This window comes from Microvirga sp. ACRRW, from assembly GCF_022346925.1.
Classification (GTDB): domain Bacteria; phylum Pseudomonadota; class Alphaproteobacteria; order Rhizobiales; family Beijerinckiaceae; genus Microvirga.
This window is the reverse complement of the sequence record NZ_JAKRNJ010000001.1, coordinates 349,229-372,521: the sequence shown is the minus strand read 5'-3', so window position 1 is coordinate 372,521 and position 23,293 is coordinate 349,229. Positions and strand designations below refer to the sequence as shown.

Annotated in this window: 16 protein-coding genes, 1 tRNA gene and 1 pseudogene; 15 read left to right on the top strand and 3 right to left on the bottom strand. The window is 61.3% G+C overall.

Going from position 1 to position 23,293, the window contains the following annotated elements; all coding sequences use genetic code 11:
• Positions 1-259 precede the first annotated feature (259 nt).
• Both MHY87_RS01805 and MHY87_RS01800 read right to left on the bottom strand, forming a co-directional pair.
• Positions 260-793, bottom strand: a complete 534-nt coding sequence (locus tag MHY87_RS01805) for a hypothetical protein (protein ID WP_239348796.1) — start codon at positions 791-793, stop codon at positions 260-262.
• A gap of 460 nt (positions 794-1,253) precedes the next feature.
• Complete coding sequence (locus MHY87_RS01800; protein ID WP_239348794.1) at positions 1,254-2,345, bottom strand: transglutaminase-like domain-containing protein; 1,092 nt, start codon at positions 2,343-2,345, stop codon at positions 1,254-1,256.
• 359 nt (positions 2,346-2,704) lie between these two features.
• Between MHY87_RS01800 and fdnG the strand changes: the two genes are divergently transcribed.
• The 7 genes and pseudogenes from fdnG to MHY87_RS01765 all read left to right on the top strand — a co-directional run bounded on the left by fdnG (position 2,705) and on the right by MHY87_RS01765 (position 11,849).
• Positions 2,705-5,788 (top strand): formate dehydrogenase-N subunit alpha, encoded by a 3,084-nt coding sequence (gene fdnG, locus MHY87_RS01795; RefSeq protein ID WP_239348792.1) that lies wholly within the window; start codon positions 2,705-2,707, stop codon positions 5,786-5,788.
• A gap of 11 nt (positions 5,789-5,799) precedes the next feature.
• Entirely contained in the window at positions 5,800-6,750 is a 951-nt protein-coding gene (gene fdxH, locus MHY87_RS01790; RefSeq protein WP_239348790.1) for a formate dehydrogenase subunit beta, read from the top strand.
• Complete coding sequence (locus MHY87_RS01785) at positions 6,750-7,445, top strand: formate dehydrogenase subunit gamma (protein ID WP_239348788.1); 696 nt, start codon at positions 6,750-6,752, stop codon at positions 7,443-7,445. The genes fdxH and MHY87_RS01785 overlap by 1 nt, the downstream gene beginning before the upstream one ends.
• Positions 7,446-7,486: 41 nt before the next feature.
• Positions 7,487-8,404, top strand: a complete 918-nt coding sequence (fdhE, locus tag MHY87_RS01780) for a formate dehydrogenase accessory protein FdhE (RefSeq protein ID WP_239348786.1) — start codon at positions 7,487-7,489, stop codon at positions 8,402-8,404.
• Between the two features lie 2 nt (positions 8,405-8,406).
• Positions 8,407-9,810 (top strand): L-seryl-tRNA(Sec) selenium transferase, encoded by a 1,404-nt coding sequence (gene selA / locus MHY87_RS01775; RefSeq protein WP_239348784.1) that lies wholly within the window; start codon positions 8,407-8,409, stop codon positions 9,808-9,810.
• Positions 9,693-11,639, top strand: a pseudogene (gene selB / locus MHY87_RS01770) (selenocysteine-specific translation elongation factor); the annotation flags it as partial. The gene selA and the pseudogene selB, both read left to right, overlap by 118 nt.
• A gap of 114 nt (positions 11,640-11,753) precedes the next feature.
• Positions 11,754-11,849: transfer RNA gene (locus tag MHY87_RS01765), tRNA-Sec, on the top strand.
• 452 nt (positions 11,850-12,301) lie between these two features.
• On the opposite strand, the gene selD is transcribed toward MHY87_RS01765, so the two are convergent.
• Positions 12,302-13,348 (bottom strand): selenide, water dikinase SelD, encoded by a 1,047-nt coding sequence (gene selD, locus MHY87_RS01760; protein WP_239348782.1) that lies wholly within the window; start codon positions 13,346-13,348, stop codon positions 12,302-12,304.
• Between the two features lie 148 nt (positions 13,349-13,496).
• Here selD and fdhD point away from each other — a divergent pair, with 148 nt between their 5' ends.
• The 8 genes from fdhD (at position 13,497) to MHY87_RS01720 (ending at position 23,262) form a co-directional block, all read left to right on the top strand.
• Positions 13,497-14,462, top strand: a complete 966-nt coding sequence (fdhD, locus tag MHY87_RS01755) for a formate dehydrogenase accessory sulfurtransferase FdhD (protein WP_239348780.1) — start codon at positions 13,497-13,499, stop codon at positions 14,460-14,462.
• Between the two features lie 205 nt (positions 14,463-14,667).
• Positions 14,668-15,945 carry an imelysin family protein gene (locus tag MHY87_RS01750; protein ID WP_239348778.1) on the top strand — a complete coding sequence of 426 codons (1,278 nt, stop codon included), beginning with the start codon at positions 14,668-14,670 and terminating at the stop codon, positions 15,943-15,945.
• Positions 15,946-15,952: 7 nt separating this feature from the next.
• Complete coding sequence (locus MHY87_RS01745; protein WP_239348776.1) at positions 15,953-17,413, top strand: multicopper oxidase family protein; 1,461 nt, start codon at positions 15,953-15,955, stop codon at positions 17,411-17,413.
• Entirely contained in the window at positions 17,413-18,600 is a 1,188-nt protein-coding gene (locus MHY87_RS01740; protein ID WP_239348774.1) for a di-heme oxidoredictase family protein, read from the top strand. The genes MHY87_RS01745 and MHY87_RS01740 overlap by 1 nt, the downstream gene beginning before the upstream one ends.
• A 12-nt stretch (positions 18,601-18,612) precedes the next feature.
• The gene (locus MHY87_RS01735; protein WP_239349723.1) at positions 18,613-19,656 is read left to right on the top strand and encodes an imelysin family protein; all 1,044 of its coding nucleotides are present in this window, start codon (positions 18,613-18,615) and stop codon (positions 19,654-19,656) included.
• Positions 19,646-20,755 (top strand): DUF1513 domain-containing protein, encoded by a 1,110-nt coding sequence (locus MHY87_RS01730; protein ID WP_239348772.1) that lies wholly within the window; start codon positions 19,646-19,648, stop codon positions 20,753-20,755. Before MHY87_RS01735 ends, MHY87_RS01730 begins: the two co-directional genes overlap by 11 nt.
• A gap of 218 nt (positions 20,756-20,973) precedes the next feature.
• Positions 20,974-22,053 carry an ABC transporter ATP-binding protein gene (locus tag MHY87_RS01725; protein WP_239348770.1) on the top strand — a complete coding sequence of 360 codons (1,080 nt, stop codon included), beginning with the start codon at positions 20,974-20,976 and terminating at the stop codon, positions 22,051-22,053.
• A gap of 69 nt (positions 22,054-22,122) precedes the next feature.
• Positions 22,123-23,262, top strand: coding sequence for an extracellular solute-binding protein (locus MHY87_RS01720; RefSeq protein WP_239348768.1), 1,140 nt, complete (start codon positions 22,123-22,125; stop codon positions 23,260-23,262).
• The last annotated feature ends 31 nt before the right edge of the window (positions 23,263-23,293 follow it).

The window sequence follows — 23,293 nt, the reverse complement described above, 5'->3', positions numbered from 1 at the left end:
AGGCGGATACGTCGATGTCTATCTTCTGCCCGGATTGAAGGCATATGCAAAGACTGCCATCAATGAGACCAAGGGTGAGCGGTGGTTCTGCTCAGAAGCTGACGCAAGAGCCGCTGGTTGGCGTCTACCGCGATAGCTTTGGGCACATCACGAGTGGAGTGCGGGATGGCAGTGTCAACATCTTTGTCTCGTAGCCAAGGCAGTTGCAAGGCATTGGCTGCCTTGCACCTGCCTACGTTGATCGCGTATCACCAAAGGCTCAATTGTCGCCGGTTTTGAGCCTGCCACAAGCTTTTGCAGTACAGTGCATCCCCGGAACGAAAGCCCGCCATGCCTGGGCACCTGCAGCGCCAACATTACGATTGTGTTCCTTATATCGATAGCGTTCTTTCGGCAGACAGGAGATGTCCCAAGGAACGGCTGGCAAAACTTGTATCGGAGATCCTGTTCTGCGATGAAGTGTGATCTCCATTGGTGGCACGTTGTGAGAATCCGCCCCATCGGTACATTCCCAAAACGAAATCTTCATCTTGCCGTCGGCCCACAAAGTCACTTTTACGTCGGCGAGGTAAAAGGAGAAATCGTCTGCGGATTCCCAGAATCGGATCGTTCCAAGTTGAGCCACTTTTGGAAAGGAGTCCGCTGGCACAAAATCGCCCCATGCAGGGTCGCTTGCAGTATATCCAGCTAAAGGTGTGATGTCGTGACTATCAAGCGGGGGTTCTGGAAAATCGCCTGTTGGAACAGGCGCGACACCAGGGAAACCTTCGCCTTTAAATTGCATCGTCGTCATGATCTTTCCCCTCAGAGCTCGCCCCAAACTAGATGAGAAAGAACTTCCATAAGAGGGTCAATCCCGACATCCCGAAATTGCCAGCCTCTACAACCAGAAGATTTAAGGGTGCCTTTCAGGGATACTCCGTGCGCAAAACCTATTGAGACGATCACATGGGTACGCAACCAACACCAAAGCCTTCGGCCCGCGATTGACGAGGGGATGGCTTAGGCCGTCATTCTCCAAGAAAGCCCTAGCAGGGCTCCGATGATGGTTGCTGAGAAAATGATCGATCCATCTCACATCCGGTTTGCAGACTTCGTCCGCTTCTTCTTCCTTTATCTTTGAGCATCGCAGCCCTGCGAGCTTCGCATCACGCCTTCGCTTCGTGAGATTCAATGCAGATGAAGCGGACCGGAATTTGATCATGGCCCGCGCGGCCTCTTCGTAAGGCATGTCCGCCCAGCCGATGTCGACGCTATGTGGTGATCTCGGCAGCCGTCATGACGTACTTCACCATCTCCGGCTGAAGGCAGTCGAGTCTGCCCGCTGCGGTTTCGACCTGAGGGTACATAAAGAAACCCAAAGCCGGAGCATTCACGCCGGGAAGGATGAGATCGTGCGCGGTGTTGTAGGGAAGCCAGTTGCCTTCCCATGAGCCGAGCAGCATCTTGCGCGCGACAGCAACTTCGGGAGCATCGAGCGGTAAGCCTTCAGGACGCTCCTCGAGCATGACCTTGCGCACGTCGGCGGGATCCATCGCAACCCAGCCGTGGCCAGTGAGATAAACGTCCGCCCGGCAATGTTGCGACTTCGTGATGGTGCTGGAATTGGCGCCGAGGCTCTTGTAGCCGAGCTTCGAGGGCGCAACCCGCACACCATAGATGTCGCGGGCCGGTATTCCGCTGGCGCGCACGAGAGCGACGAACAGGCCGTTCAGGTCCGCGCATTTGCCGCCGAAATCATTCGCTTGCAGCATGGCCGCGACATTGCCTTCGCCGCATCCACGCGTAGAGGCGCGCCGGAAAGTGTTCTCGACCATCCACTCATAGATCGCGCGCACCTTCTCGATCTCGCCGGTGGCTCCTGCGGTGATCCTGTCGGAGAGCGTCTTGACCGCGCCGTCGATGGGCATGAGAGCCGTGGGAGACAGGTAGAGCTTGCGCTCCTGGTCGCTCAAGGGAGCGGCTTTGCCGTTGCCGGAAAGATCGTTGTGCCGGTCGCGCGTGGCGAAGCGGCTTGTTACCGTGATGGACGGAGAAGCTGTTCCGTCTTCCCAAACCGCATGCAGCATCTTCGCGCCATAGGTGGCATCTTTCACGACCTGTACGGATGCCGCGTTTGTCTGCCAGGTGTTGCCTTCCACTCGCGCCCAGTCATCCGCGGAGAAACCGGCGAGCGGGATCCACGCCTGCGCGCGTCCTGCCGGTGAGGCGATCTCCAAGGTGGTCGCCACATCGAAGCGCCGCCATGCGCCTGTGGGGTGAGGGGATGCAAAACCGCTTCGGGGCAGGGCGAGTGAGGCCGAGAATGCGGCGCCGGTCAGCAGAATGTCACGACGGGTCTTCATGGCATAAACTCCAGCGTGAAGGCAGATACCGGCACGCAGAGAAACCACGCGCCATTTCGAAGCCTGAATGGATGGGAGCAGCGTAGAGGAAGGCGGTCCGCAATCACGCGATTGTGTGCTGCCGGAAGCGGCAGAAAGCTGATGGCGCTTGGCACGGCCCCGCAACGCGGGAGCAGCTTGACGGACACGTTGCCATTATGAGCCTGAACTGGCTTTCGTCAAGCTGTCGCTGGTTCAAAGGCAAGTAACCTTGGGGCTATTCCTCTGCGTCATGGCCCGTTTGACACTAGAAATGTTCGAAACTACTCTAGTTTTATCAAGAGAAGTTGCTGCAGTGCAAAACGATAGGGAGGGTTACCATGAACATGGAACTCTCACGACGCGGCTTCCTTAAAGCCGCCGGCGTGGGCGTTGCCGGGACATCGTTGGGAGCCTTCGGGTTCCCGGAGCTTGAAGCGGCTCAGGCTGCGGCCATCAGGCCTTTCAAGCTGACGAACACGATGGAGACGCGCAACACCTGCCCATATTGCTCGGTGGCCTGCGGTATCATCATGTATTCGAAGGGTGACCTTCGAAAAGGCGAGACGGCCGAGATCGTTCATATCGAGGGCGATGCGGACCATCCGACGAACCGCGGAACGCTCTGCCCGAAGGGCGCGGCGCTTAAGGACTTCGTGAAAGCGGAAACCCGGCTGAAATATCCGATGATCCGCAAGCCCGGCTCCGACAAATTCGAGCAGGTGTCCTGGGATCAGGCGCTCGACCGCATTGCACGGCTCTTGAAGGACGATCGCGATGCGAACTTCATCGCCGCGAACACAGCCGGCGTTCCGGTCAATCGCTGGACAACCGTCGGCTTCCTCGCAGCCTCCGCAACCACCAATGAAACCGCATGGCTGACCTACAAGGTCGTCCGCAGCACAGGCATCGTCGCATTCGATAATCAGGCGCGCGTTTGACACGGCCCCACGGTGTCCAGTCTGGGCCCAACTTTCGGTCGTGGCGCGATGACCAACTCTTGGACGGATATCCGTAACACGGATCTCGTCGTCATCATGGGCGGCAACGCCGCTGAAGCGCATCCGTGCGGATTCAAATGGGTCACGGAGGCGAAGGCCAATCGCGGCGCAAAGCTCATCGTTGTCGATCCGCGCTTCACGCGCTCGGCATCCGTTGCCGATTACTATGCTCCCATTCGGCAGGGAACCGACATCGCGTTCCTGCTCGGCGTCATCAATTACTGCATCCAGAACGACAAGATTCAGTGGCAGTATGTGAAGGCCTTCACCAACGTGGCCTATATCGTGAAGGAGGGCTTCGCCTATAACGACGGCCTGTTCACGGGCTATGACGAAAGCAAGCGCGACTACGATCGCTCGACTTGGGAATACGAGATCGGGCCGGACGGTTTCGCGGTGGTCGACGACACGCTGCAGAATCCGCGCTGCGTGTGGAACCTGCTCAAGGCTCATGTGGCCACCTATACGCCGGAAATGGTCGAGCGAATCTGCGGCACGCCGAAGGACAAGTTCCTGAAGGTGGCTGAGATGATCTCGGAATGCTCGTCGCCGACCAAGACCATGACGTCGATGTATGCGCTCGGGTGGACGCAGCACTCCAAGGGATCGCAGAACATCCGCGCCATGGCGATGCTGCAGCTTCTGCTCGGCAATATCGGCGTGCGCGGCGGCGGCATGAATGCCCTGCGTGGGCATTCGAACATCCAGGGCCTCACCGATATCGGCCTGATGTCGAACCTGATCCCGGGCTACCTGAATATTCCGGTGGAGCGGGAAGCCGATTTTACGACCTACATGTCGAGCCGTGCGTTCAAGCCGCTGCGGCCGAACCAGACCAGCTACTGGCAGAACTACAAGAAGTTCTTCGTCAGTTTCCAGAAGGTCATGTGGGGCGATGCGGCGACTGCGCAGAACGACTTCGCCTATCAATATTTGCCCAAGCTCGACGTGCCGGCCTATGACGTGCTGCGCTATTTCGAGATGATGCACCAGGGCAAGGTGAACGGCTATTTCTGCCAGGGTTTCAATCCGCTGCTCGCCTTCCCGAACCGCCAGAAGATCGTGGAGTCTCTCGCGAAGCTGAAATGGCTCGTGACCATGGACCCATTGGAGACGGAGACGTCGCGCTTCTGGGAGAACCATGGCGAGTACAACAATGTGAACTCCGCCTCGATCCAGACGGAGGTGTTCCAACTTCCTTCCACCTGCTTCGCGGAAGATGAGGGCGCGCTCGTCAATTCAGGCCGCTGGCTGCAATGGCACTGGGCGGGCGGCAGCCCTCCCGGCGAAGCGAAGCCCGATACTTGGATCATGGCGCAGATCCATCTTCGTCTGCGTGCGCTTTACGAGAAGGAGGGCGGGCCTTTCCCCGATCCGATCCTCAACCTCACCTGGAACTACAAGGATCGGAACGAGCCGACGCCGGAGGAACTTGCGAAGGAACTCAACGGCTATACCGTCGAGGCGCTCTACGATCCGGCGGATCCGACCAAGATGGTGTTGGAGAAGGGCAAGCAGGTCGTGAATTTCTCAGCCCTGCGCGACGACGGCACGACCGCGTGCGCCTGCTGGATCTATTCCGGCTGCTTCAACGAAGCCGGCAACAACATGGCGCGCCGCGACAACACCGATCCAGACGACACGGGCGCCTATCCCAACTGGTCGTTCTCCTGGCCGCTCAACCGGCGCATTCTCTACAATCGCGCCTCGGCGGATCTGCAGGGCAATCCATGGGATCCGACGCGAAAGCTGATCGCGTGGGATGGAGCCAAATGGTCGGGCTACGACGTTCCCGACATCGCGCCCACCGCCAAGCCGGACATGGTCGGCCCTTTCATCATGAACCAGGAAGGCGTGTCGCGTCTCTTCGCTCGCGGCCTCATGCGCGAAGGGCCGTTCCCAGTGCATTACGAGCCGTTCGAGGCGCCCATCGCCAACGTGATCGCGCCGAAGATCCGGGGCAATCCCGTTGCGCGTATTTTCCAGAGCGACGTGGCGCAGTTCGCCACGTCGGAGGAGTTCCCCTATGCGGCGACCTCCTACCGGCTGACCGAACATTTCCACTACTGGACGAAGCACAATCCCGTGAACGCGGCGCTTCAGCCGGAATTCTTCGTGGAGATCTCGGAACAGCTCGCGGCGGAGAAGGGCATCGCGCCCGGCTCATGGGTGCGGGTGTGGTCGAAGCGCGGCGAGGTGAAGGCGAAAGCCGTGGTGACGAAGCGCATCAAGCCCCTCATGTGCGATGGCAAGCCTGTGCATGTGATCGGCATTCCGCTGCACTGGGGCTTCACGGGTAAGGCGCGGAAGGGCTGGGGGCCGAACTCCCTCACGCCATTCGTGGGCGACGCCAATATCGAGACACCCGAATACAAGGCGTTCCTGGTCAACATCGAGCCCACGACGGCGCCGGTGTCGGTTTGAGGAGAAGTGCAATGGAACCGAGTCCTCACACCGCAACCAGCAATCCTCCGGTCACACCGGCCAACACGAATCTGACGGAGCGGGATCTCGTTCGCCGCTCCGCCTCGACCATTCCGCCGCCGGCCCGTCAATTGGAGCCGGTGGCGAAACTCATCGACGTGTCGAAATGCATCGGCTGCAAGGCCTGCCAATCGGCCTGCATCGAATGGAACGACACTCATCCGGCGGTCGAGACCAATACGGGAATCTATGAAAACCCGCATGATCTGACGCCCGATATGTTCACCCTGATGCGGTTCACCGAATGGGATAATCCGCAGACAGGAAATCTCGAATGGCTGATCCGCAAGGACGGCTGCATGCATTGCGAGGACCCGGGCTGCCTGAAAGCCTGCCCGGCGCCCGGTGCCATCGTGCAGTATTCCAACGGCATCGTGGATTTCGTGCACGAGAACTGCATCGGCTGCGGTTATTGCATCAAGGGATGCCCGTTCAACATTCCGCGCATCTCGAAGGTCGATCACACGGCGTACAAGTGCACCCTCTGCTCCGACCGCGTCGCCGTGGGACAGGGTCCTGCCTGCGCAAAGGCCTGCCCGACCCACGCGATCACCTTCGGAACGAAGGAGGACATGAAGAAGCAGGCCGAGAGCAGGATCGAGGACCTCAAGTCTCGCGGTTACGATAAGGCTGGTCTCTACGATCCGCCGGGCGTGGGCGGCACGCATGTGATGTATGTTCTGCATCACAACGACCAGCCGGAGATCTATTCCGGATTGCCGAAGGATCCGAGAGTCAGTCCCGTCGTGAATGCCTGGAAGGGCGTGTCCAAGTATCTCGGTTTCGCGGCCCTCGGGATTGCGGCCGCCGCCGGGGTTCTTCACTCCGCCTTCGTCAGCCCCAACCGCGTCTCGCGGGAGGATGAGGAGAAGGCCGAGGATCTCGTGAAGGAGAAGACCTGATGGCAGCAACGCAAATCGAGAAGGAAGATGCCATCCACCCCGGCAAGCCCGTCGTTGTCGACCGCTACAATCTGGGGGCGCGGGTCAACCATTGGGTCACGGCCATATCGCTCATTCTTCTCGCGCTGTCGGGCTTGGCGTTCTTCCATCCGTCCCTGTTTTTCCTCACGGGACTCTTTGGGGGCGGGCAGGAAGCACGCGCGTTTCATCCCTGGATCGGTGTCGTCCTGTTCTTCAGCTTCTTTGGTCTTTTCATCCGCTTCTGGCGCGCCAACCTGCCGGAGAAAGCCGACAAGGAATGGCTCGCGCATGCCGGAGACATGATCAAGGGGGATGAGGAAAAGGTGCCCCCGGTCGGACGATACAACCCGATCCAGAAATTCAATTTCTGGGCTATGTCCCTTCTGATCATCGCCCTCATTCTGACAGGGCTCGCGATCTGGGATCAGTATTTCTACGACTGGACCACCATTCCGCAGAAGCGCGTCGCGGTGCTCATCCATTCGCTCGCTGCCGTTGCGCTGATCTGCATCTGGATCGCCCATGTCTATGCGGTGATCTGGGCGCGGGGGACGCTGCGCGCCATGACTCACGGCTCAGTGACGGGGGGCTGGGCCTGGAAGCATCATCGCCTCTGGTTGAAGGAGCTGGCGGAGCGCCATAGATTCAGGAAGCCGGCATCGCCCGCGGAATAGGGCGATCCATGACACGTGACCCGTGCGGTTCGTGAGGTTGCATGACACATTCAAGCTCCTTTGAGCCCAATCCCGCCTCCATCGGCCGTGTCCCGGCTCCGCCTTTCGTCAAGCTGCCCGATCCGGGAAGATTGTTCGAAGCCCGCAGAGAGCGCCTCGAATTCCTGGCGCAGACGAGCGAGCTTGCTCCTTACCTCCGATTCATCGCAGGCCTCGCTGCGGCGCAGAACGCCATTCAGAGCGGTCTGCCCGAGCCGGATCTTCCGCCTCCGGATGCGCTCGACCGCGCCCGTGAATTCGGCATGCCGGCGCTCGATCGCAATCAGATCGCCCATGACGATATCTTAAGCGAAACATTAAACCGCCTCTTCGATGCGGTCGCGCCGCTTGCCAAGCCGGCCGAGGCGGCAGCCGCACTTGACCATGTGAAAGCAGCTCCACTGGAGCAGATGCACGGCATGATACGCGACGTTCTCTCGGAAGCGATCCCGGCCGATGCCATTGCCGAGCATGTCTATGTCGCGGCGGGATTGCAGGTTCATTTCGCTCGGCTTGCGGCGAAACTCGACAAGGACAAACTCACACGGATCAGCGACGGCGCATGCCCATGCTGCGGCGGACCGCCGGTCTCGTCCCTCGTCGTCGGCTGGATGGGGGCGGAAGGCACGCGTTACTGTTCCTGCTCCTTGTGCGGAACGTTATGGAATGTAGTGCGCGTGAAATGCGTGCTGTGCGGCTCCGGAAAAGGGGTCGGATACCAGGAGGTCGAAGGCGGGGCCGGGACGATCAAGGCGGAGTGCTGCGACAATTGCCGGGGCTACGTCAAAATCTTCCACCAGCAGAAGGATGTCGCCCTGGATCCGGTCGCGGACGATATCGCCAGCCTCGGGCTCGATCTCCTTCTGCGGGAGGGGGATTACCGGCGCGGCAGTTTCAATCCTTTCCTGCTTGGGGTCTAGGCATGGCGGAGGCAGCCCTGTCGTCCCTGCGCAATCTTCCTTCCGTCGATCGGGTTCTGCGCCAACCCGACATTATGGCTCTCGTGGAAAAGCACGGGCGTTCGGAAACCACATTGGCCATTCGCGAAACCCTTGCGGCTTTGCGTGAGGAAATGCAACCTGGAACCGGTGTCGATGACGCGGTCATTGTTGCATCCGTCCTGTCTCGCCTCGATGCGCGTGCAGACAAGCGGCTCAGACCGCTCTACAATCTCACCGGCACCGTGCTGCACACCAATCTCGGCCGCGCGATCCTGGCGGAAGAAGCCGTGGAGGCGGCAAGTGCCGCCATGCGCCAGGCTGTCTCCCTGGAATTCGATCTCGCAAGCGGCAAGAGAGGGGAGCGCGACGATCATGTCCGCAGCCTCATCTGCGAATTGACGGGCGCGGAGGATGCGACCCTCGTTAACAACAACGCGGCTGCGGTGCTTCTCGTCCTCAACACGCTTGCTCAAGGCAGGGAGGCCATCGTCTCGCGCGGAGAACTCATCGAGATCGGCGGTGCGTTCCGGATGCCGGAGATCATGGCAAGGGCAGGGGCGATCTTACGCGAAATCGGCACGACGAATCGTACTCATGCGCGCGATTATGCGAATGCGCTGGGGTCCGAGACTGGACTGATCCTCAAGGTTCACACCTCGAATTACCGCATCGAAGGATTTACGGCGGAAGTCGATGCCCGCGAGCTTGCGAAGATCGCACATCAGCACAAGGTGCCTCTCGTCAACGATCTCGGTTCGGGAACGCTTATCGATCTCTCCCGGTTCGGGCTGAGGAAAGAGCCGACCGTGCGCGAAGCGGTGGAGGAGGGGGCGGATCTCATCACCTTCTCCGGTGACAAGCTTCTCGGCGGACCGCAGGCCGGCTTCATCGTCGGCCGGAAGGATCTCATCGCCGCAATCAACCACAACCCCATGAAGCGTGCTCTGCGCGTGGACAAGATCCGGCTCGCGGCTTGCGAGGCAACTTTGAAGCTCTATCGCGATCCTGATCGGCTCGCGCAAAGACTTCCCACGATGCGTTTTCTGGCGCGACAGGTCGATGACATTCGGCAGATGGCTCTTCGTCTTGCGCCTGTTCTGAACGAGGTCCTGGGACGCGGCGTGGCTGTCGAAGCGGCTGCGTGCGCAAGCCAGATCGGTTCAGGCGCATTGCCGCTAGATACGATTCCGAGCTTCGGACTCTCTCTAAGACCCACAGGGGGAGGGCGCGCGGTCGAGGCACTGAGCGCTGCTTTCAGGGGCCTGCCATGGCCCGTGATCGGGCGCGTGACAGAAGGCGCGCTTCACTTCGATCTGAGGTGCTTGGAAGACGAAGGAGCGTTTCGAGACAATCTTTCGTCCTTGCGCTTCGAGGCCGCTTCATGATCGTCGGCACGGCAGGTCACATCGATCACGGCAAGACCGCGCTCGTCAAGGCGCTGACCGGGATCGATACGGATCGCCTCAAGGAAGAGAAGGCGCGCGGCATCACCATCGATCTCGGCTTTGCTTATTGGCCACAAGAGAATGGCGATGTGATTGGCTTCGTGGACGTTCCGGGGCATGAGCGCTTCGTTCATACCATGGTGGCCGGTGCGAGCGGCGTCGATTTCGTTATGCTCGTGGTCGCAGCCGACGATGCGGTAAAGCCCCAGACCCTCGAGCATCTGGCGATCATCGACATCCTGGGAATCGACCGTGGCGTCATCGTACTGAGCAAAGCCGATCTCGCGGATGAGGGGCGCCGTGCTGAGGCGTCCGCTCAAATTCGGAATGCTCTCGCAGGAACGACCTTGGAAAGCTGTCCGATCATTCCGGTTTCTTCCGTCACGGGAGAAGGGATCGGGACATTGAATCAGCATTTGCAGGCAGAAGCTTCCGCTCAGCGGGAACGGGATGCTGCCGGTCTCTTCCGCTTGTCCGTGGACCGCAGCTTCACTCTCTCCGGTGCAGGCACCGTTGTGACGGGGACCGTTCTGTCCGGCACGGTTTCTATTGGCGATCAGGTTGCCGTCAGCCCCTCTGGCCGCACGGCGCGCGTGCGTTCGATCCATGCCCAGAACCGTGCGGCTGAGCGAGGCGTTGCAGGGCAACGCTGCGCCCTCAATCTGGCGGGTGAGGGAATATCGAAGGATGCCGTCGTCCGAGGCGACATGGTGCTCGCTCCCGAGCTTCACGCGCCGACCGACCGGATCGATGCGAACTTACGGATTCTTGCGACCGAGAAGAAGCCCGTGGGTCAATGGTTTCCCGTCAGGCTGCATCATGCGGCCGCCGAGGTCGGAGCACGGATCGTTCTCTTGGAAGACGATCTCGTTCAGCCGGGCGAGAAGCGCACGGTGCAACTCGTCCTCGACCGGCCGATTGCCGCAGCCGCCCATGATCGCTTCGTCGTGCGGGACACATCCGCTAAACGCACGATCGGTGGCGGGTTCTTCATCGATCTGCGCGCTCCCGCCCGATACAGGCGAAGCGAGGAGAGGCGTGCGCAGATTGCCGCTCTGTCGCAGACCGATCCGGCTCTTGCCATGCAAGGTCTCGCCTCAGCGCAGCCATTCTTTTTCGATCTCGTGCTATTCGCCCGCGACAGGGCCATGCCTCTCAGCGCTGTGACGGACATAGCAGACAGACTAGGCTTCGTGCGTCTCGCCGCGGGTCCAGCTCTTCTGGCTATCGAAAGACAGCGCGGGCTCGCTTTTGAAACCGGCCTGACAGGCATTCTCGGTGCATTTCACGGGGAGAACCCGGATCTTCAGGGCATGGGTTTGGAACGCCTGCGTCTTCAATGTGAGCCGCGCCTGCCGGCACAGGCTTTTCGCGCCGCGTTGCAGTCTCTCATTGCGGAAGGCCGGATCAAGATCGACGGCTCATGGGTGCGGCTGGCGGAACATGAAGTACGCCTCGATGAGCACGAGGAGCATCTGTGGCAGACGATCCAGCCGCTTCTCTCAGGGGAGGAACGGTTCCGCCCGCCACGCGTGCGTGACATCTCCAATCTCTTGGCTGTTTCGGAGAATGATGTTCGCTCCCTCTGCAAGCTTTTGAGCCGCCTCGGGCAGCTCGATGAGGTGGCGCACGATCATTTTTTCCGGCGCGAGACCGTTGCCGAGATGGTCGGGATCATCGAGGATCTGAGCCGGCATGCGTCCGACCGGCAGTTCACGGCAGCGCAGTTCCGCGACCGGGTGTTGAACGGGCGCAAGGTCGCAATCCAAATTCTTGAGTTCTTCGACCGTCATGGCGTCACCTTGCGCCGCGGCGATCTTCGTCGCATCAATCCGCATCGGCTGGATCTCTTCCGCGTGAGCCAGCCGCTTGAAAAGTCTTCTGGAGGAGAGGCGCCCCCGGTGGGGCGTCCGGACTTCAAATCCGGGTGGGGCCGCGAGCCGGTCCTAGGTGGGTTCGACTCCCACTCTCTTCCGCCATCATCATCCGCTGGCCATGCGCAGAAACATGGATAGCCGCCAGCCGGTTAGGCTCTCAGCGAGAGGGTGTGCATCCGCTTGACGAACTGGCCGGAGACGCAGCCGCGCTTTTCATCGGATCGAGCCCGCTCGCGGTCGCGGGATGTTGCGATGGCGATTGCGGAGTTGGCCCTTGCGGAGACGTGCCGATATGGGAGCCACCGAGTCCGCCCGTCCAGCCGGAGGATCCTGCCGTTCCCGGCGAGGTGCCAGAGGCAGGGTTGTTCGGATCGGGCGGCGTCGCGGCAGTGGTTGCAGGCGCCTCCGGACATGGCTGCGCTGCCGTTTGAGCCCAAGAGGGCGTCGACAGGCCGAGGACGGCGACGGCAAGGATCATAGAGGCACGCATAGCGTCCGCTCCTTGGCTAAGCTCTCGGAGCAACGTTGCGGAGGGCGGCGGGTTCCGAAACCCGTCAGATCACCCTGACCTGCGAGGGACCGGCCTCCGCTTGGCCGACGATCCGAGCAGATGGATACCCGGCCTCGACGATGCGACCGAGAATCTGCTCCGCTCGCTCCGGAACGCAGGCGATCAGGAGCCCGCCTGAGGTCTGGGGATCGGTGAGAAGATGTCTCTGCCAGAGGTCCATGCTTTCCGGCAGCACGACACCGTCTCCATAGCTGTCCCAGTTCCGGGTCGAGGCACCCGTGACGTAGCCCTTTTGTGCAAGGGATGGGGCTTCCTGCAGGAAGGGGAGGCGGGCGTGATCAATGGTCAAGGTGAGTTCCGATCCGCGCGCCATCTCAAGGCCGTGGCCGAGGATGCCGAAACCGGTCACGTCCGTGATGGCATGGATATCGGGATCCTGCGCAAGCTCGGCGCCGATCCTGTTCAGAAGCGTGACCGAGTGCATCATCTCCACATAGGCGTCAGCGGAGAGCGCATCCTTCTTGAATGCAGCCGAATAGATGCCGACGCCGAGAGCCTTCGTCAGGATCAGCGCATCGCCTGCCTTCGCGCCGCTGTTGCGGCGAATGTCGCTGGGCTTCGCCGTTCCGATTACGGCAAGTCCATAGACCGGCTCGGGACAATCGATGGAATGGCCGCCCGCGACCGGAATGCCGGCCTCGGCGCAAATCGCCGCGCCGCCCTTCAGGATTTCGCGGACGGTGGCCGGTGCAATCTTGCCCAGAGGCATGCCGAGGATCGCAAGCGCCATGATCGGGCGGCCGCCCATCGCATAGACGTCGGAAATGGCATTGGTCGCCGCGATGCGCCCGAAATCGAACGGATCGTCGACCATCGGCATGAAGAAATCCGTGGTCGCGATGATGCAGGTGTTCTCGTCGAGCTGCCAGACGGCCGCATCGTCCGCCGTCTCTGTGCCGACGAGGAGGTTCTTGAATGGTCCGGCAACTGGCTGTTCAGAGAGGAGTTGCTGGAGAACAGCGGGCGCCAGTTTGCATCCGCAACCGCCGCCATGGGACAAATGACTGAGCCGAACATCTTGCGTGTCCATCTGAATCCTCCGTTCCTCTCTTCATGGTCCCAGACCTTCGCCGATTATGCAAACTCCCCGTTCCATCGCACGCAGCCTCATCCGGTTGCGGGTCTTGCATTCTGATGCCCGGGATGGCCCTAATGCAGAAGCTGCCAGGTGCATTTCCATGGCAGCATTCGAACGGGTCGACCGGAGAGGAACCGTCATGCCGGGTGATCACACCGAGTCTGAAGACTCCACGGTCAAGCCGCAATTCAGCGGGCTGAGTTCTCCTGCCGATCAAGGCCACCTTCTTCAGGGCGTGCCACATGACGATCCGCGGAACCCGACTGCGGTGGAAGCCTCAATGACGGTAATCTCCTTCGAGGATTCAGATCCGTTTCATGGAACGAGAGCCATTCCCTCGGAAGTGCCGGTCAATCTGATTTATGGCGGCGTCCCGTTTGCCGTCATGATGACGACGCCGTCGGATCTCGAAGACTTCGCCGTTGGCTTCAGCCTGACCGAAGGTGTGATCCAGGAGCCGGATGACATCCGTGGGATTCGCATCGAACCAGAGGAGAAAGGCCTTCGGCTCTCAATCGAGCTGACATCGAACAGGCTTCACGAACATCTCGCGCGAAAGCGCGCCATGATGGGGCGAACAGGTTGCGGCCTGTGCGGCATCGATGATCTGAAGTCCTTGCCGCAGGCCAGACAGCCGAAAGGACGCGCGCCGGACATTGCCTTGTCCGCTATTCGCGCAGCTCTGCTGGGCATTGAGCGCGAGCAGGCTCTTAACGAGCTGACGCATGCCGTGCATGCGGCGGCATGGGCCGACCTCGACGGAACGGTCCGGTTCGTGCGTGAGGATGTGGGTCGGCATAATGCGCTCGATAAGCTCATCGGCGCTGTTGCCCGTGTGGGCACGAGGCCGGAAAGCGGTTTCGCCATCGTCACAAGCCGCTGTTCCTTCGAGCTGGTGGAAAAGGTCGCGGCCTTCGGTGCAAGGACACTCGTCGCCATCTCGGCGCCAACCGCGCTTGCCCTGGAGAGGGCGCGGCTTCTCGACATCACGCTCATCGGCATCGCCCGCCGCGATTCCGTGGCCGTTTTTCACGGCCTCGAGCGGATAGACACAAGAGGTGCATGACGATTGCGCCGCTTGTCCATCTCGGCCCTTTTCCTTCCGAGCATTGCCGGTTCTTGTCCTATCCTCCTCAGCCTTCCTGACGCCGAGGTAAGGGATATGGTTGCGGATGCTCCCTCATTCCTATATTAAGTGATTGAAAACAAAGGTAGTTTTTAGGATTTCTAAACTGCGTTTGTCTCGCTGATCCTGCTGGAGGTCTCTTCCCATGAAGTCTGCCCGATCCCTGCTGGCGGCAACCGCGCTTCTCGGCGCGCTCGTTGCCATGCCCGCTTATGCCGCCGCTCCCGAGCCCAAGGCGGTGGTTGCCACCTATGCGAACATCGCGCAGGCCATGTACGAGGATGCCCTGAAGGCGGCACGCGATCTCAACAAGGCGGTCGATGTGTTCCTGGGCGCGCCAACGGAGGAGAACCTCAAGAAGGCGCGCGAGGCATGGCTTGCGGCGCGGGTGCCATATCAGCAGACGGAAGGTTTTCGCTTCGGCAATCCGCAGGTCGACGAGTGGGAAGGCAAGGTCAACGCCTGGCCGCTGGACGAGGGCCTGATCGATTATGTCGACACGTCATCCTATGGTGAGAAGTCGGATGAGAATCCGCTCTACCGCGCCAATGTGATCGCCAACAAGAAGATCCGCGTCGGACGCAACCAGGTCGATGCGAGCAAGATCACGAAGAAGCTATTGAGCGACAAACTGCAGGAAGCCGGTGGTGTCGAGTCCAATGTGGCGACGGGTTATCACGCCATCGAGTTCCTGCTCTGGGGTCAGGACCTCAACGGCACGAAGGCCGGTGCGGGAACGCGCCCTGCCACCGATTACGCGCTCGACAAATGTACGCATGGCAATTGTGAACGCCGTCGCGAGTATCTGCGCGCGGCAACGGAACTCCTCGTCGACGACCTGTCAGAGATGGTTCAGGCCTGGAGTGCGAAGGGTGCGGCCCGCAAGGAAGTGACGGCCAAGAAGGCCAATGATGGATTGGCGACGATCCTCACCGGACTCGGCAGCCTCTCTTACGGTGAACTTGCCGGCGAGCGCATGAAGCTCGGGCTCATCCTGCACGATCCGGAAGAGGAGCATGATTGCTTCTCCGACAACACCCACAATTCGCATTACTACGATCAGGTCGGCATGGCGGCGATCTACAACGGTCGCTACGTGCGCACGGACGGCAGCGTGATCGAAGGCGCGAGTCTCGCGGCCTACGCGAAAGAGAAAGCAGGTGACGCAGCCGGCAAGGTCGATGCCGCGATGAAGAACGCGACCGACAAGCTCGGCGCGATCAAGGCGCGCGCCGACAAGGGCGTCGAGGCCTACGACCAGATGATCGCGGAAGGCAATGCCGAGGGCAATCGTGTGGTCGAAGAGGGTGTGAACTCCCTCGTCGCTCAGGCGCGCGCTATCGAAGGATTGGTGAGCGCGCTCGGTCTCAAGATCAAGATCGAGGGCTCCGACTCTCTCGACAACCCGTCGGCGGTGCAGTGAGGCCATCGTGCTGACACGCCGCATCTTTTTGAGCGGAACGGCAGGGCTTGCGGGAGCCGGTGCTCTCGCAAGCCTTGGGTGGCGATCCTCGTCTGCGCGGGCAGGCGAGGGGCTGCCCGCGCGTCCGCCCGGTGCGATTGGCGTCAAGCATGAACTCACCTTCACGGCGGCTGAGCGCGAGGCTCGGCTTCTCGGGCCCTCGGGGCCTGTTTCGCGTGTCTGGACCTATACGGACCAGCCCTTCGGCGTCACGCGAATCCGGCTGGGTGACAGCTTGCGCGCGCAGCTCGTCAACACGCTGCCGGAACACACCTCGATGCATTGGCACGGAGTCCGCGTGCCCAATGGACAGGACGGCGTGCAATATCTGACGCAGCCTCCGGTCAATCCGGGTGAAACCTTCACGTATGAGTTCACGCCTCCCGATACGGGCACGTTCTTTTTCCATCCGCACTGCAACGAGACGGGACAGATCGGGCGCGGTCTTGCCGGAATCCTGATCGTCGAAGGTGATGAGCAGGAGCCGTCGCATGCGGATATCGTGCTCGCCAACAAGGATTGGCGGCTTGCCGAGAACGGATCGTGGTTGCCGTTCCATACGAATGAGGGTGCAAGCCGCGCCGGCACCTTCGGGACGGTGCGCGCCGTCAACGGCGTGCAGGAATTCTCGCGCGATGTCCCAGCCCACGGCGATGTTCGCCTACGCATTCTCAACCTCGATTCTTCCCGCACTATCGAGGTGGGCGTGGAGGGAGCCGATGCCTATGTGATCGCGACCGACGGCAATCCCATCGATCCATTTCCGCTGCACAGCTGGAAGCTCGGCACGGCGATGCGCCTCGACGTGCTGGTACGCGCGCCCAAGGCGGGTCGATCCTTCAAGGTGATCGATTATTTTTCCGCCGAGCCCTGGACACTGGCGACGCTGAAGAGCGTCGACTCAAATCTGAAGCAGCGCCCGTTCCGTCCCAAACCTCTCTATGCGTCGCGCGTGCCGCGTGCGGATCTGAAAACAGCCGAGCGCAAGACTTTCGCGTTCAGTGCTGCAACGGGTGCTTCGGGCTTCGTGCAGGCTATGGCTCAGGACGACCCTTTGAGCAAGGTGATGCTCGACGCGCTCTGCGTTCAGGATGCGACTTTCTGGGCCATCAACAAGGCATCCTGGCCCAATGCCGGTCATCGGAATCTTCCGCCGCCGCTGGCGATGCTGGAGGCGGGCAAGTCCTATGTGTTCGAGTTGATGAACGCCACGCCCCACCCGCATCCGATTCATCTGCATGGGCACATGTTCGAGGTTCTGTCTGCTTCACGGTCCGACCTGCCGCGCTTTCTCGCCGATACGGTGCTGCTGCACCCGAAGGAGCGCATCGAGATCGCCTTCGTCGCCGCGCCTGGGGATTGGATGTTCCATTGCCACATCCTCGAACATCTCGAGGCTGGGATGATGGGCTATGTGAGGGTTGTGTGATGCGCCTTGCCGTCGGCATTGGCATCGCGATTTTGCTCGCAGGAACCGCCCTGGCGGACGACCGCATGAGCCGTGCCATCGGCAAGGCACTGTTCGAGCGTGCTTGGGTGCCTGCGCCGTCATCGACGAAGGCCAACGATGGCTTGGGGCCACTCTTCAATGCCCGCGCCTGTGTCTCGTGCCATGTGGGCCTGGAGCGCATGCCGGTCGAGGTGGATGCTGCCGGTATCGTGACGAGCGATAATCTCGTCATGCGCTTTTCCAGTGAGAACGGCGAGGCGGACCCGATTTATGGCAGGCAGCTTCAGACCGCCGCCGTTCCTGGCCTTGCACCCGAGGGGCGCATCGCATTCTCGGAGAGCGGGCCGTCTCCTCACAGCTTGAATCAGGGCATCCTTGCCCCTGGCAGCCGGCACGGAGCCCGCCTTGCGCCGGCCCTTCGTGGAATGGGACTTCTAGACGCGGTGACTGACGCCGCCATCCTGGAACGTGCGGACCCGGATGACCGGAACGGCGACGGTATATCCGGTCGCGCGAATGTCGTCGCGGTACATGACGGCATATCCCGCATCGGGCGCTTCGGCTGGAAGGCATCGGCGGCCACTCTCTCCGGCATGAGCGCGACGGCGTTTGCGCTCGATCTCGGCTTCTCGACGCAAGGGAGGATGACTCCCTGGGGCGATTGCACCGAGAAGCAAGCCGAATGCCGCGCCGCTCCACATGGCGCAGACGGGAGCGAGCCGGAAATCACGCTCGAGATCGTCGCGATGATCCGCGATTATCTGGCTTCTGTTGCGCCACCCGCACCGGCCAGTGGTGGAACGGAGAAGCTTGGCTCAAAGCTGTTCGCGAGCATAGGCTGCGCTGCCTGCCATGCGCCGGTGCTGCCCTCGCCGAGCGGCCCGGTGCAGGCTTATACCGATCTTCTCCTGCATGACATGGGCGCAGGCCTCGATGGCGGTGCAACCGAACCCGGCGTGGCCTCCACCGAATGGAGAACCGCGCCGCTCTGGGGCCTCTCGCGGATTCTTGCATCCGGCGCGCGCTTCTTGCATGACGGGCGCGCGGGAACGATTGAAGAAGCTATCCTTGCTCATGGCGGGGAGGGCAGCGCGGCGCGAACGCGCTATATTGCTCTTGAGAGGCGCGAGCGTGAACGGCTTCTCGCCTTCCTGGCCTCGCTTTAGGAGTTCGACGTGATGCGTTTGCTGGCTGCCATGGGCTTTCTTCTCGCGTTCGCATTGGGCGCGCCGGCGAACGCAGCCGATCATCGTCAGGTCGCCTTGAGAGCTGCCCGCGAATTCGCATTGCCTCGCTACGAGGCGCTGGCCGAAGCAACATCTTCGCAAGCGGCGGCATGGAACGATGCCTGTCGCTCTAAGACTCCGCGCGATCTGAAGGCGCTCGATGCGGCTTTTCATGCGGCTGCCGATGCGTGGGCGCAGGTCGAGTTCGTGCGCTACGGGCCGATTGGGGAAGAGTTCAGGTTCGAGCGCATGGAGCATTGGCCAGAGCGGCGCAATGCGGTTTCGCGCGCATTGTCGAATCTCATCTCGCGCCCGGATGCCGAGATTCTGTCTCCCGAGCGCTTCCAGGAGACGAGCGTTGCCGGTCAGGGTTTCTCGGCGCTCGAACGGCTGCTGTTCGAGGAAGAGACGCGCAATGGCCTGCGTTCCAGCGCGCCCGCCAGCGAGCGGTTGTGCCAGGTAGGAAAGGCGATCGCGACTGCGCTGGCTACGACATCCCGCAAGGTCTCGGATGAATGGCGGCAGAAAACCCTGCCGATGCTCGAGCAGGCTGACGAAGCGCGTGCCCGCGAGGCGGTGACACGCCTTGTCACGGATCTTCTCACCGCGCTCGAAGTCGTCGAGGATTTCAAGCTCGTTGGTCCTCTCGGTCCAAGTATTGATGCCACTCGACCGACAACGGCCGAGATGTGGCGCAGCGGGCGCTCAACGCGTGCGATCCATCTCAACCTGGAAGCAGCAGGCGCGCTGACGCGCGCATTGCTCGGCCCCAACCCTGGCGATGAGGGACAGGGCGCGCTCGATGCCATCGAGTCTGCGGCGTCGATCTCCGAGAACGCGCCGGAGGATCTCCGCAAGGCGGTCGCCGATCCGCGCGGGCGTACGAAGATCATATTGCTGCGCGATGCGGTTTCCTCGGCGCGCACGATTGCGACAGCCGGTCTCCCGCCGTCCTTGGAGATCACAACGGGGTTCAATTCTCTCGATGGCGATTGATCGCAGGAGCTTCCTCGCCGCGCTTGGCGCAGCCATTGGCACGGGCCTTTCTCCTCGCGGCGCGTTTGCGGGAGAGCCCATCTATGTGTCGGCCTGCACGAATGCGAACGGCGTGCACCATGTAGCGGCATTCTCCCAAGATGGGCGCATGCGCTTTGCCACCACCCTGCCGTCGCGCGGGCACGACATCACGCTCCGTCCGGGTGGACGTGAGCTTGTCGTGTTCGCCCGGCGGCCCGGCAACTGGATGGCCGTGATCGATCCCATCAGTGGAGACGTCCGCAAGGTCGTGCCGGCGATGCCAGGACGACATTTCTACGGCCATGGCACATTTTCCGACGATGGGCGGTTGCTGTACGCCACGGAGAACCGCGTCGAGAATGGCGATGGTGTTCTGGGTATCTATGATGCGGATGCGGGCTATGTGCGGATCGGCGAGACAATGACGAACGGCCCCGGGCCGCACGATCTCACCTTCCTGCCCGACGGCAAGCGTCTGGTTGTGGCCAATGGCGGCGAGCGCACGGAAGCGGACAGCCGCGACGCCCTCAACCAAGGCGCATTGGAATCGAGCCTCGCCGTTCTTCGTGCGGGCACCGGTGAGGTTGAGAGTCATATTGAACTGCCACGCGAGCTGCGCAGCTTGAGCATCCGTCACCTTGCCTGCGCGCCGGATGGCGAAGTGGTATTCGGCTGCCAGTTCAAGGGCGACGCTCTCAATGTGATGCAGCTTGTGGGAATTCTCACATTGAGCGGCGAAACGATCTTCCTCGACATCCCGGAGGACGATCTTCTCTCGCTGGAGAACTATATCGGCTCCGTATCGCTGGACCGCTCGAGCGACATCATTGCGGCCACGAGCCCTCTCGGCAGCGTCGTTGCCTTCTGGGACAGGACCTCGCGGAGATATCTCGGACGCAGGCGCATGTCGGATATCTGCGGCGTCGCGGCAGCACCTGAGCGCGCCACGTTCCTCGTCACCTCCGGCAATGCAGGTGTGGGGATGACCCAGATCGAAGGCCGCGCCATCGAGCGCATTGGCGGCGATCTCGACCGCTGGATCTGGGACAATCACACCCTGTCGCTCGACCGCGCCTGATGCACGCATCCTGCCGGATGCCGTGCCGCCTTTGAGGGGTCGCCTGGAGCACGCCCGCCGCGGGGTGGGGGCGGGCACGCCTTCGCTAGCTTCACAAAACCTACGTCATCAGACCTTAGTCTAGCCCCGCTTGCGTGGCGCGATGGAAGCTGATCATAATCCTTGCACGCCTGTGCAACCGCGCCCCGAAGAGGGCCCAGGCCGAGGAGCAGGAAACATTGAACGCCTTTCTTGAAGTGGCAGACGCCCGTGTTCTCTATGGACAGCATGAAGTCCTCAAGGGAGTGAACCTCGCCGTCAAAAAGGGGGAGTTCGTCGCACTTCTTGGCTCCTCAGGGTGCGGGAAGACGACCCTTTTGCGCAGCATTGCAGGGTTCAACATACCCGCCTCGGGTGCAATTCGTGTCGACGGCCGGGATGTGACCCGGCTGCCGCCGGACAAGCGCGGCATGGCCCTGGTGTTCCAGTCCTATGCGCTCTGGCCGCACATGACGGTCGACCAGAATATCGGTTACGGGCTCAAGTTGCGGAAGGTGCCGAAGGCTGAGATCGAGACGCGCGTCACGCAGATCAAGAAGCTCCTGGGGCTCGATGCGTTCGGCGCGCGCAAGCCTGCCAATCTTTCCGGCGGTCAGCGCCAGCGCGTGGCCCTGGGAAGGGCGCTCGCGATCCAGCCCGACATTCTTCTTCTCGATGAGCCCCTGTCCAATCTCGATGCGCGCATTCGCCTGACGGTGCGCCACGAAATCAGCGCGTTGCAGCGCCGGCTCGGCATCACGGCGGTGCATGTCACGCACGACCGCGAGGAAGCCATGGTGATGGCCGACCGCATCGTCATCCTCAACAATGGTTCCATAGAGCAGGTTGGGACGCCTGAAGAGGTCTATAACCGTCCCAGCTCCGATTTCGTCGCCGCGTTCATGGGCGCGGAGAACCTGCTTGAGCTTTCAGGCGCGACCAGCGGCGAGCGGATCGAGATCGCGGCAAGCCCGTTCAACTCCGCTGCCGTTGTTTCCGCGCAGGGACGCAAGCTCTCCGGAACTATGAATGCTCGCTTCCGTGGGGAATCGGTGCAGCTGAGCGATGCGAAGGACGACGCGGGCTCCTTGCGCGACGAGGGCGCGCTGACGCTGAACGGTGTTGTCGAGCAGACGAGTTATCCGGGCGGCCTCTGGCGTCATGTAATCGTCGTCGGATCATCGCATATCATCGTCGACGCGCCGCGCAATTTCGAGATTGGCAAGCGCGTCACGATCCGCATTCCCGAGGCGGCATTGTTCCTGTTCCCAAAACAATAGACCGGTGGGCTCAACCACAGGCGATCATTGTCTGGGCGCAGCTTGCAAGGCGCCCCCAAGGAGGAAAACATGAAGGCTAAATTCATCGCAGCCACGCTCGCAACGGGCCTGTTCTGCACGCCGCTCGCTGCGGCTGAAATCACTGTTCTCACGGCTGGCGACCAGAACATGGTCGACTACGTGAACGAATACCTCGGGCCCCTTTTCGAGAAGGAAAATCCGGGCGCGAAGGTGCGTGTGGTCGGCACCGGCCCCGGCGATGCAGGCTCGCAGAAGATCCTCGAACGCTTCGAGGCGCAGAGCAAAGCCGGCGTCGCCAAGTGGGACGCCGATGTTGCCGTGGTGCACGAGAAATTCGTCGGCCCCATGGTCGAGCAGAAGTTCCTCGATTCCTATCGCAGCAAGATCCCAAGCGGCTCTATGGTCACGCGCGAGAACGCCAAGATGGCGCTTGGCACGAACGTGGACGGCTATGTCATGCCCATGTTCAACAGCCAGACCGCGCTGGCCTATAACCCGGCCCTCGTTCCCAATCCGCCAAAGAGCTACGACGAGCTTGTCGAGTTCGTGAAGAAGAACCCGAAGCAGTTCGGCTATAACGGCATTAAGGGCGGCGCGTCCGGCGTCAGCTTCGTCATGGGCTGGATCTATGCCTATGGCGGCGGCGATGCCCAGAAGCTCATGAACGGCCCCTTCGAAGAGGGTCAGGAAAAGAATTGGGACAAGGCTTTCGCCTCGCTGAAGGAATTCAGCCGAAATGCCACGATGACGCCCGGAAATGCCGGCACGCTCGACATGCTCAGCCGCGGCGAGATCGCCATCGGACCGGTCTGGGTGGACATGTTCTACTCATGGAAGGCCAAGGGCCAGCTTCCGCCGGAGATGAAGCTCGTTCTTCCGTCTCCCGGCATGCCCGGCCAGCCCATGCACTACGTGATCCCGGCCAAGAGCCCGAATGCGGACCTGGCCCAGAAGTTCGTAGCGCTCGCCACGAGCCCGAAGGTACAGGCCGAAGGCATCGTGAAGCGCTTCAACTGGTATCCGGGAATCGATGCGCAGCATGTCCAGGCCAATCTGGACAAGGAGACATGGCAGCAGCTCTTCACCGACATCTCGCCTGAAGAGCTCGCCAAGTACGGCAAGCCTTTCCCGATCGCCCCCTACAACAAGGCGATTCTTGAGGCTTACGAGCGTCAGGTCAGCAACTAAGCGGTTGTCATCATGGCTGGGAGAGAAACTC

Excerpts from the sequence above, each read along its gene's own strand:
- MHY87_RS01805 (WP_239348796.1), bottom strand. The coding sequence starts at position 793 with ATGACGACGATGCAATTTAAAGGCGAAGGTTTCCCTGGTGTCGCGCCT.
- MHY87_RS01800 (WP_239348794.1), bottom strand. The coding sequence starts at position 2,345 with ATGAAGACCCGTCGTGACATTCTGCTGACCGGCGCCGCATTCTCGGCC.
- fdxH (WP_239348790.1), top strand. The coding sequence starts at position 5,800 with ATGGAACCGAGTCCTCACACCGCAACCAGCAATCCTCCGGTCACACCG.
- MHY87_RS01785 (WP_239348788.1), top strand. The coding sequence starts at position 6,750 with ATGGCAGCAACGCAAATCGAGAAGGAAGATGCCATCCACCCCGGCAAG.
- fdhE (WP_239348786.1), top strand. The coding sequence starts at position 7,487 with ATGACACATTCAAGCTCCTTTGAGCCCAATCCCGCCTCCATCGGCCGT.
- selA (WP_239348784.1), top strand. The coding sequence starts at position 8,407 with ATGGCGGAGGCAGCCCTGTCGTCCCTGCGCAATCTTCCTTCCGTCGAT.
- selD (WP_239348782.1), bottom strand. The coding sequence starts at position 13,348 with ATGGACACGCAAGATGTTCGGCTCAGTCATTTGTCCCATGGCGGCGGT.
- fdhD (WP_239348780.1), top strand. The coding sequence starts at position 13,497 with ATGGCAGCATTCGAACGGGTCGACCGGAGAGGAACCGTCATGCCGGGT.
- MHY87_RS01750 (WP_239348778.1), top strand. The coding sequence starts at position 14,668 with ATGAAGTCTGCCCGATCCCTGCTGGCGGCAACCGCGCTTCTCGGCGCG.
- MHY87_RS01740 (WP_239348774.1), top strand. The coding sequence starts at position 17,413 with ATGCGCCTTGCCGTCGGCATTGGCATCGCGATTTTGCTCGCAGGAACC.
- MHY87_RS01735 (WP_239349723.1), top strand. The coding sequence starts at position 18,613 with ATGCGTTTGCTGGCTGCCATGGGCTTTCTTCTCGCGTTCGCATTGGGC.
- MHY87_RS01730 (WP_239348772.1), top strand. The coding sequence starts at position 19,646 with ATGGCGATTGATCGCAGGAGCTTCCTCGCCGCGCTTGGCGCAGCCATT.
- MHY87_RS01720 (WP_239348768.1), top strand. The coding sequence starts at position 22,123 with ATGAAGGCTAAATTCATCGCAGCCACGCTCGCAACGGGCCTGTTCTGC.